2 protein-coding genes are annotated in these 8067 nt (G+C 75.2%); both read left to right on the top strand.

Annotation, left to right across the window (positions count from 1 at the left end):
• Positions 1–93 precede the first annotated feature (93 nt).
• Complete coding sequence (locus AN218_RS26550; RefSeq protein WP_476755974.1) at positions 94–4473, top strand: SDR family NAD(P)-dependent oxidoreductase; 4380 nt, start codon at positions 94–96, stop codon at positions 4471–4473.
• Positions 4454–8067: type I polyketide synthase (locus AN218_RS26545; protein ID WP_141747702.1), on the top strand; the 3614-nt coding region annotated here is incomplete at its 3' end. The genes AN218_RS26550 and AN218_RS26545, both read left to right, overlap by 20 nt.

Here is an 8067-nt window from a genome sequence, read left to right as displayed (position 1 = left end):
GCCCGGCTGCGTGCCTGGCTGGCGGGCGAACAGCCGGGCGGCGAGGGGACGTTGCTGCACGGCGTCGCCCACGCGGGAACGCGGCAGGCCGCGGTGGGCGGGCTCGCACCCGCCGAGCTGGCGGCGGCGTATGTGGGCGGCGCCGAGGGGCCGTTCGCCGAGAGCTTCCCGGTCGAGGCGCGGCGTCAAGTGCCGCTGCCCACCTATCCGTTCGAGCGGCAGCGCTACTGGGCGGAGGGGACGGACGGACACGCTGTCCCGGCCGCCGCCGGTACGTCCGCCGTGGAGCCGGGCGGCCGGCGCACCGCGTACCGCACGCGGCTCACGGGTGAGGAGTTCTTCCTCGCCGATCACCGGGTGGGCGGCCGTACGGTGCTGCCGGGCGTGCTGACGCTGGAGGCGGTACGGCGCGCGGTCACCGCCGGTGCTGACGGCGGTACGGGCGCCCCGACTCCTTTGCGGCTGCGTGACGTCGTGTGGCCCGCGCCCTTCCCCGTCGGCGCGGACGGCGCCGAACTGCGCGTCGATCTCGACGGCGACGCCTTCGCCGTACGGCAGGACGGCTCGTCCGTGCACGCGCAGGGCCGCTGGACGACGGTGCCCGCCACCGCCGCCTCCGGCATGCCCGCCACCGCCGCCTCCACGTCGCTGGAGACCCTGCGGGAGCGCTGCGCACGCCGCACGCTGACGCGCGAGCAGTGCCGCGCGGCGCTGGAGGCCGTCGGCATCCGGCACGGTGAGCGGCTCCGTGCGATCGAGCAACTGTCCGTCGGGGACGGCGAGTTGCTCGCCCGGCTGGTACTGCCCGCGACCGTGGAGACGGGGACGCAGGCCACGGAGACGTTCGGACTGCACCCGGCGATGCTCGACAGCGCCATCCAGGCCGTCGTCGGACTGTACGGCGACGAGACCGGAGCCCTGGGCGAGAGTCCGGACGCCCCCGCGCTGCCCTTCGCCCTGGACACCGCCGACGTCCTCGCTCCCACCACCGACCGGATGTGGGCCCATCTGCGCTGGGCGGACGGTTACGCGCCCGGCGAGGCCGGAGAGGTGACGAAGACCGACATCGATCTGTACGACGACGCGGGGCGGCTCTGTGTGCGCCTGCGCGGCTACGCCTCCCGCCGCGTCACGCCCGCCGCCACGGGCTCCGCGACCGCGGCCCCGGCCGGTACGGACGGCGCCGACGCGCCACGGGCGCAGCTCCTCGCACCGGTGTGGGACGCACAGCCGCATGCGGACGGGCCCCGCAGCCCGGAGCCCGGTGCGCACGTCGTCCTGCTCGGCGGCACACCGGAGGAGCGGGACGGGCTGCGCCGTCTCGTCGCCGACGTCACCGTCGTGGAACCGGAACGCCACGCGTCCGCCGGGGAGTTGGCCGCGCTGCTGCCGACGGGCGCCGAGCACGTCGTCTGGCTCGCGCCCCGCGACGCGTCGCCCGCCGCCTCCTCCGCCGAGGGACCCGACGGGGCGCTCGACGTCTTCCGGCTCGTCAAGGCGCTGCTCGCGGACGGCGCGGACGCCAGGGAACTGAGCTTCACCGCGGTCACCCGCCAGGCCCGGCTGCTGCCCGGCGACGCGGACTGCGACCCGGCGCACGCCGGAGTGCACGGTCTGCTGGGCACGTTGGCCAAGGAGTACCCGCACTGGCGGGTGCGGGGCGCCGACATCGAGCGGGACGTCTCCGTACCGTGGCCGGAGGTGCTGTCGCTGCCCGCGGATCCGCGCGGCGAGGTGTCGGCCCGCCGGCACGGCGAGTGGTACCGGCAGCGGCTGCTGGAGGTCGCCCCCGACGCGTCCGGCGCCGCCTCCGGCACGGCCGCCTTCTCCGCCGACTTCCAGGCCCCCAACCCCCAGGTTCCCAACTCCCAGGCCCCCAACTCTCAGGCGAGTGGCGCCCGTTCGGCACTGCGCGAGCCCGGCGTCGTCGTCGCCATCGGCGGCGCGGGCGGCATCGGCACCGTATGGACCGAGCACATGATGCGACGGCACGGCGCCCGCGTGGTGTGGATCGGCCGCCGCCCCCACGACGAGGAGATCGCCGCGCGGCAGGACGGCCTCGCGGCCTGCGGTCCGCGCCCGGAGTACGTACGGGCCGACGCGACCGACGCGGGGGCGCTGCGCCGCGCCGTCGCGGAGATCGAGCGCCGCCACGGCCCCGTACGCGGCGTCCTGCACACCGCGATCGTCCTCGGCGACCAGAGCCTGGCCAGGATGGACGAGGCCGCCTTCCGCACCACGTACGAGGCCAAGGCCGCCGTCTCGGTCAACATGGCCGAGGCGTTCGCCGGTCAGCCGCTGGAGTTCGTGGCCTTCTTCTCCTCCATGCAGGCGTTCTTCAAGGCCCCGGGCCAGGCCAACTACGCGGCGGGCTGCACGTTTTCCGACGCCTGGGCCGAGCGGCTCTCCACCGCGCTCGACTGCCCGGTGAAGGTCATGAGCTGGGGCTACTGGGCCGGAGTCGGCATCGTGACCGCCGACGGCTACCGGCAGCGCATGGCGCAGCTCGGGCTCGGCTCCATCGAACCGGACGAGGGCATGGCCGCCTTCGACGCCCTGCTGGCCTCCCCGTACCGGCAGCTCGCCCTGCTCAAGGCGACCGACAGCCGCAGCATCGACGGGATCTACGGCGACGACGAGCTGCGGCGACTGCCGCCCGCCGCGCCCGCGCTCGCGGACACCCTCCGCACGGACCGCCCCGACCGGAACGCGGAGATCCGGCGGCTGCGGGAGCAGGCCGACGGCCACGCCGGAGTCATGCACGACGCCCTCGTCCGCGTCACCTGGGCGCTGTTGACGTCGCTGGGACTCTTCCGCGACGGCCGCGCGGCCACCGCCGCCGAGTGGCGCGCCGTCGGCGGCATCGAGGAGCGCTACCAGCGCTGGACGGAACACACCCTGGAGGTGCTGGCCGCCGCCGGACGTCTGCGCCGCGCGGGCGAGGACCGGTACGCCGCCGTCGCCCCCGGAGCCGTACCGGCCGAGGACGCCTGGGCCGAATGGGACCGGGCGCGGGAGGTGTGGCTCGCGGACGAGGCCAAGCAGGCGCAGGCCGTGCTCGTCGACACCACGCTGCGGGAGCTGACGGCGATCCTCACCGGCCGCCGCGCCGCCACCGACGTGATGTTCCCGGGCTCCTCGCTGCGGCTCGTCGAGGCCGTCTACAAGAACAACCCCGTCGCGGACTACTTCAACGAGGTGCTCGCCGACACCCTCGTCGCCTACCTCGAACACCGGCTGCGCCAGGACCCGTCCGCGCGGCTGCGCATCCTGGAGATCGGCGCCGGGACCGGGGGCACCAGCTCCGTGGTCTTCCGGCGGCTCCGGCCGCTGGCCGGGCACATCGAGACCTACACCTACACCGACATCTCCAAGGCGTTCCTGCTGCACGCCCGGCGTGCGTACGGGGAGATCGCGCCGTACCTGGACGGGCAGCTCTTCGACGCGGAGAAGCCGCTCGCCGGACAGCCGGTCGCCGTCGGCGGACACGACGTGGTGATCGCCACCAACGTGCTGCACGCGACGGGCAACATCCGCAACACCCTGCGCAACGCGAAGGCCGCCGTACGCGCCAACGGCCTGCTGCTGCTCAACGAGTTGAGCGACAACATCCTCTTCAGCCACCTCACCTTCGGTCTGCTGGACGGCTGGTGGCTCTACGACGACCCGGCGCCGCGCATCCCGGGATCGCCGGGGCTGACGCCGCAGAGCTGGCGCCGCGTCCTGGACGAGGTGGGCTTCCGCGGGTCGTTCGTCGCGGCCGAGGGCGCCGACGACCTCGGCCAGCAGGTGATCGTCGCCGAGAGCGACGGAGCCGTGCGGCAGCCGCGGCCCGGCGGGGTCTCCGCCTTCCGCGGCAGCCTGCCGGAGGCGCGGCCGGCTCAACCCACGGGCGGGGCGGGGCACTTGGCGGTGCCGGCGGAGCACGGCTCCGCGCCTGCCGTCACCGTGCCGGTCACTCCCGAGTCCCCACCCGCCAGTCCCTTCGCTGGCTCGTCCGGCGACGGGAGCATGGCCGCACGTGTGGCCGGACCGGCACGGGACCTCTTCCGGGGGCTCGTCGCGGACGTCCTGCAACTGCCCGTCGGCGACATCCGTGCCGACGTGCCCTTCGAGCGGTACGGCATCGACTCGATCCTCGTCGTCCAACTCACCGACGCCGTACGGAAGGTGCTCGACGGCGTGGGCAGCACGCTCTTCTTCGAGGTGAGCACGGTCGACGGCCTCGTGGAGCACTTCCTGCGCACCCGGCCCGACGAACTCGCCGCGCTCGTCGGCGTATCCGCCGCGGAGCACCCGGAACCCGCGGCGGAGGCCGCCGCATCGGAGGCGGTCACCGAGGAGCCGACGGCCTCTGTNACCCGCACCCGCACCCGCACCCGCACCCGCACCCGCACCCGCACCCGCACCCGCACCCGCGCCCATACCCGTAGCCACTCCCGTCTCCGTACCCGTGCCCGCCGCCCCGGGTGAGGACGTCCCCGTCGCCGTCGTCGGCATGGCAGGGCGCTACCCCGGCGCCGCCGACCTGGACGCCTTCTGGGAGAACCTGCTCGCGGGCCGCGACTGCGTCACCGAGATCCCCGACGGCCGCTGGGACCACGGCCGTTACTACGACGAGCGCCGCGGCGTGCCCGGCAGGACGTACAGCAAGTGGGGCGGATTCCTCGACGGCGTCGACGAGTTCGACCCGCTGTTCTTCGGCATCTCGCCGAAGGCCGCGTCCACGATGGACCCGCAGGAGCGGCTGTTCCTCCAGTGCGCGTGGACGGCGCTGGAGGACGCGGGCCACACGCGTGCCTCGCTGCGCTCCGCCTCCCGCGCCCGGCTGCCCGAAGACGCCGGGGACGTCGGGGTGTTCGTGGGCGCGATGTACTCCGAGTACCAGCTCTACGGCGCGGAGCAGGGCGTACGGGGCGAGCCCGTCGTCGTACCCGGCAGCCTCGCCTCGATCGCGAACCGGCTGTCGTACTTCCTCGACGCGTCCGGGCCCAGCGTCGCCGTCGACACGATGTGCGCCTCGGCCCTGTCCGCCGTGCATCTGGCGTGTGCCGCGATCCGGCGCGGTGAGTGCGCCTCGGCGGTGGCCGGCGGCGTCAATCTGTCGCTGCACCCCAGCAAGTACCTGATGATCGGCGAGGGGCAGTTCGCCTCCTCCGACGGGCGCTGCCGCAGCTTCGGCGCGGACGGCGACGGCTATGTGCCCGGCGAGGGCGTGGGCGCGGTGCTGCTGCGGCCGCTCGCCGACGCCGTGGCCGACGGCGACCGCGTGCTCGGCGTGATCCGCGGCAGCGCCGTGAACCACGGCGGGCACACGCACGGCTTCACCGTTCCCAACCCGCTCGCCCAGGCGTCCGTGATCCGCGGCGCGTGGCGCCGCTCCGGCGTGGACCCGCGCGACATCGGCTGCATCGAGGCACACGGCACGGGCACCGCGCTGGGCGACCCCGTGGAGATCGCCGGACTGAACGCCGCCTTCGGCGAGTTCACCTCCGAGCGCACCTTCTGCTCCCTCGGCTCCGCCAAGTCCAACATCGGGCATCTGGAGTCGGCGGCGGGCGTCGCGGGCCTGGCCAAGATGCTGCTCCAGATGCGGCACGGCACGCTGGTGCCGTCGCTGCACGCCGAGCGCACCAACCCCGAAATCGACTTCGCCGCCACGCCGTTCGTGCTCCAGCGGGAGGCCGCGCCCTGGCCGCGCCGCGAGGGGCGCCCGCGGCTCGGCGGCATCTCCGCGTTCGGCGCGGGCGGTTCGAACGCGCATCTGCTCGTCGAGGAGTACGTACCGACGGCGGCACCGCCGCGGCGTGCGGCGCCGGGCCCGGTCCTCGCGGTGCTCTCCGCGCGGGACGGCGAGCGCCTGCGGGAGTACGCCGGGAAGCTGCGGGACGCGCTGCGCTCCGGGCAGTGGACCGACGAGGACCTGCCGGACATCGCCTACACCCTCCAGGTCGGACGGGAGGCGATGAGCGCACGGTTCGCCGCCGAGGTGAGCACGCTGGCCGGACTCGTGGACGCGCTGGACGCGTGCGCACGGGGCGCCGCCCTGCCGCCCGGCTCCAGGCTGCGTACCGACGGCGGGCGGGGCGGACCGGTCCAGGACCTCGCGGACGACGAGGACTTCCGGGAGACGGTCGTGCGCTGGCTGCGCCGCGGGAAGCTGGCGCCGCTCGCCGAGGCGTGGACCGGCGGCCTCGACGTGGACTGGGCCCGCGGCCACGGCACCGGCGAGGACCGGCCCCGCAAGGTCGGCCTGCCCGGCTACCCGTTCGCGCGGGAGAGGTACTGGTGGAACGACGGGCTGACCGAGGCCGGAGGCGAGGGCGCTGACGGTCTGGAAGACGAGGGCTCCGCCGGCGGCACCGCCGCTTCCGGTAACGGCTCCGGGTCCCGTTCCGCTCGTACGGACGGGACGCGCCCCGGTGAACTGCCCCCGGGCGACCTCACGTTGCACCCCGTCTGGGAGCCCGTACATGCGGCGGGCGGCGGCGCGGACACGCCCTTCCCGCAGCCCGCGGACCGCGTCGTCGCGGTCGGCCTGGCACCGGAGGCCCGCGCCGCGCTGGAGGCGTACGGCACCCGTGTGGTGACGCTCCCGGCACCGCAGGACAGCGGCCGTTCCGTGGCGGACGTCCGCCGCGAACTGGAGGCCGCGGGCCCCTTCGACCACGTCGTCGTGGAGTGCCCCACCCCCGCCGCACAGGGCGCGCGGCAGCGCGTCGAGGCTCAACGCGCCTCCGTACGCGGCCTGTTCCGGCTGCTCCAGGCGCTCTCCGCCCTCCGCGCGGACGAGCCGCGGACCGGTCTGACCCTCGTCACCCGCGACGCGTTCGACCCGGACCGCACGGGCGGCGCCGACCCGGCGCAGGCCGCGCTGCACGGCCTCGTCGGCGGCCTCGCCAAGGAACAGCCGTACTGGCGCGTGCGCGCCGTCGACCTGGCCGAGGGCGAGCCCTTCGTGCCCGAGGAGATCTGCGCCCTGCCCGCGGACCGCCGTGCGCATCCGCTCGTCCGGCGCGGCGGCCAGTGGCTGAGCCGCAGGCTGCTGCCCGTCGGCGACGTACGGCCCGGCACGCCGAACGACGGCCCGCGTACGGCTGTTGACGGCACGGACGCCGTGCCGCAGGCCGTCTCCGCCCCGTCCGTCTCCGTCCCGACCGGCGGTTTCCGCGGTGACGGCGTCTATGTGCTGATCGGCGGCGCGGGCGACCTCGGCACCGTCCTCACCGAGCATCTGCTGCGCCGCTACGACGCCCGCGTGGTGTGGGTGGGCCGCCGTGCGGAGGACGACGCCGTACGCGCCGCGGCGGCCCGCGTCGCCGCGGCCACCGGCGGCGAGGCCCCCGTGTATCTGTCCGCCGACGCCCGCGACCCGGGCGCGCTCGCCCGCGTACGGGACGAGGTGCTGCGCCGGTACGGACGCATCGACGGTCTGGTGCACCTGGCGATGGTCTTCAGCCACACGCTCCTCGCGGAGCTGCCGGAGGAGGACCTGAACGCGACGCTCGCCGCCAAGGCCGACCCGACCGAGCACTTCGCCGACGTCTTCGCGGGACAGCGGCTCGACTTCGTGCTGCTGGTCTCCTCCCTCGTCAGCTTCATCCGCAACTCCCACCAGGCGCACTACGCGGCGGCCTGCGCCTACGAGGACGCCCGCGCGCCCGGTCTGGGCCGGGCACTGGGCTGCCCCGTCAAGGTCGTCAACTGGGGCTACTGGGGCAACGTCAGCGACGAAGTGCTGCGCGGCGTCACGGAGATGGGGCTCGCGCCCATCGAACCCGCCTCCGCCATGGCGGCCGTCGAAGAGCTGCTGACCGGCCCGCTCGACCAGATCGGCTTCATGCGGCTCGGCCGTCCGCTGCCCGTCGAGGGCGTGCTCGCGGGGGAGACGCTGAGCGGGCATCCGTACGCGGCGGTCTCCCGTACGGCCGCGGAGCCCGCGCCCGTGCCGGTGCCGGCCGCGCTGGCGGAGCACCACGCGGGGCCCGTGCCCGGTGAGATCGACGCCCTGCTGTGCCGCTGTGTCGCGGCCACGCTGCGGCGTGCCGGGCTGCGCCGCCCGGCCGA

Source organism: Streptomyces nanshensis (genome assembly GCF_001751255.1).
Classification (GTDB): domain Bacteria; phylum Actinomycetota; class Actinomycetes; order Streptomycetales; family Streptomycetaceae; genus Streptomyces; species Streptomyces nanshensis_A.
Note: the sequence above shows the minus strand (reverse complement) of the source record. Positions and strands in the feature narration are given on the sequence as shown.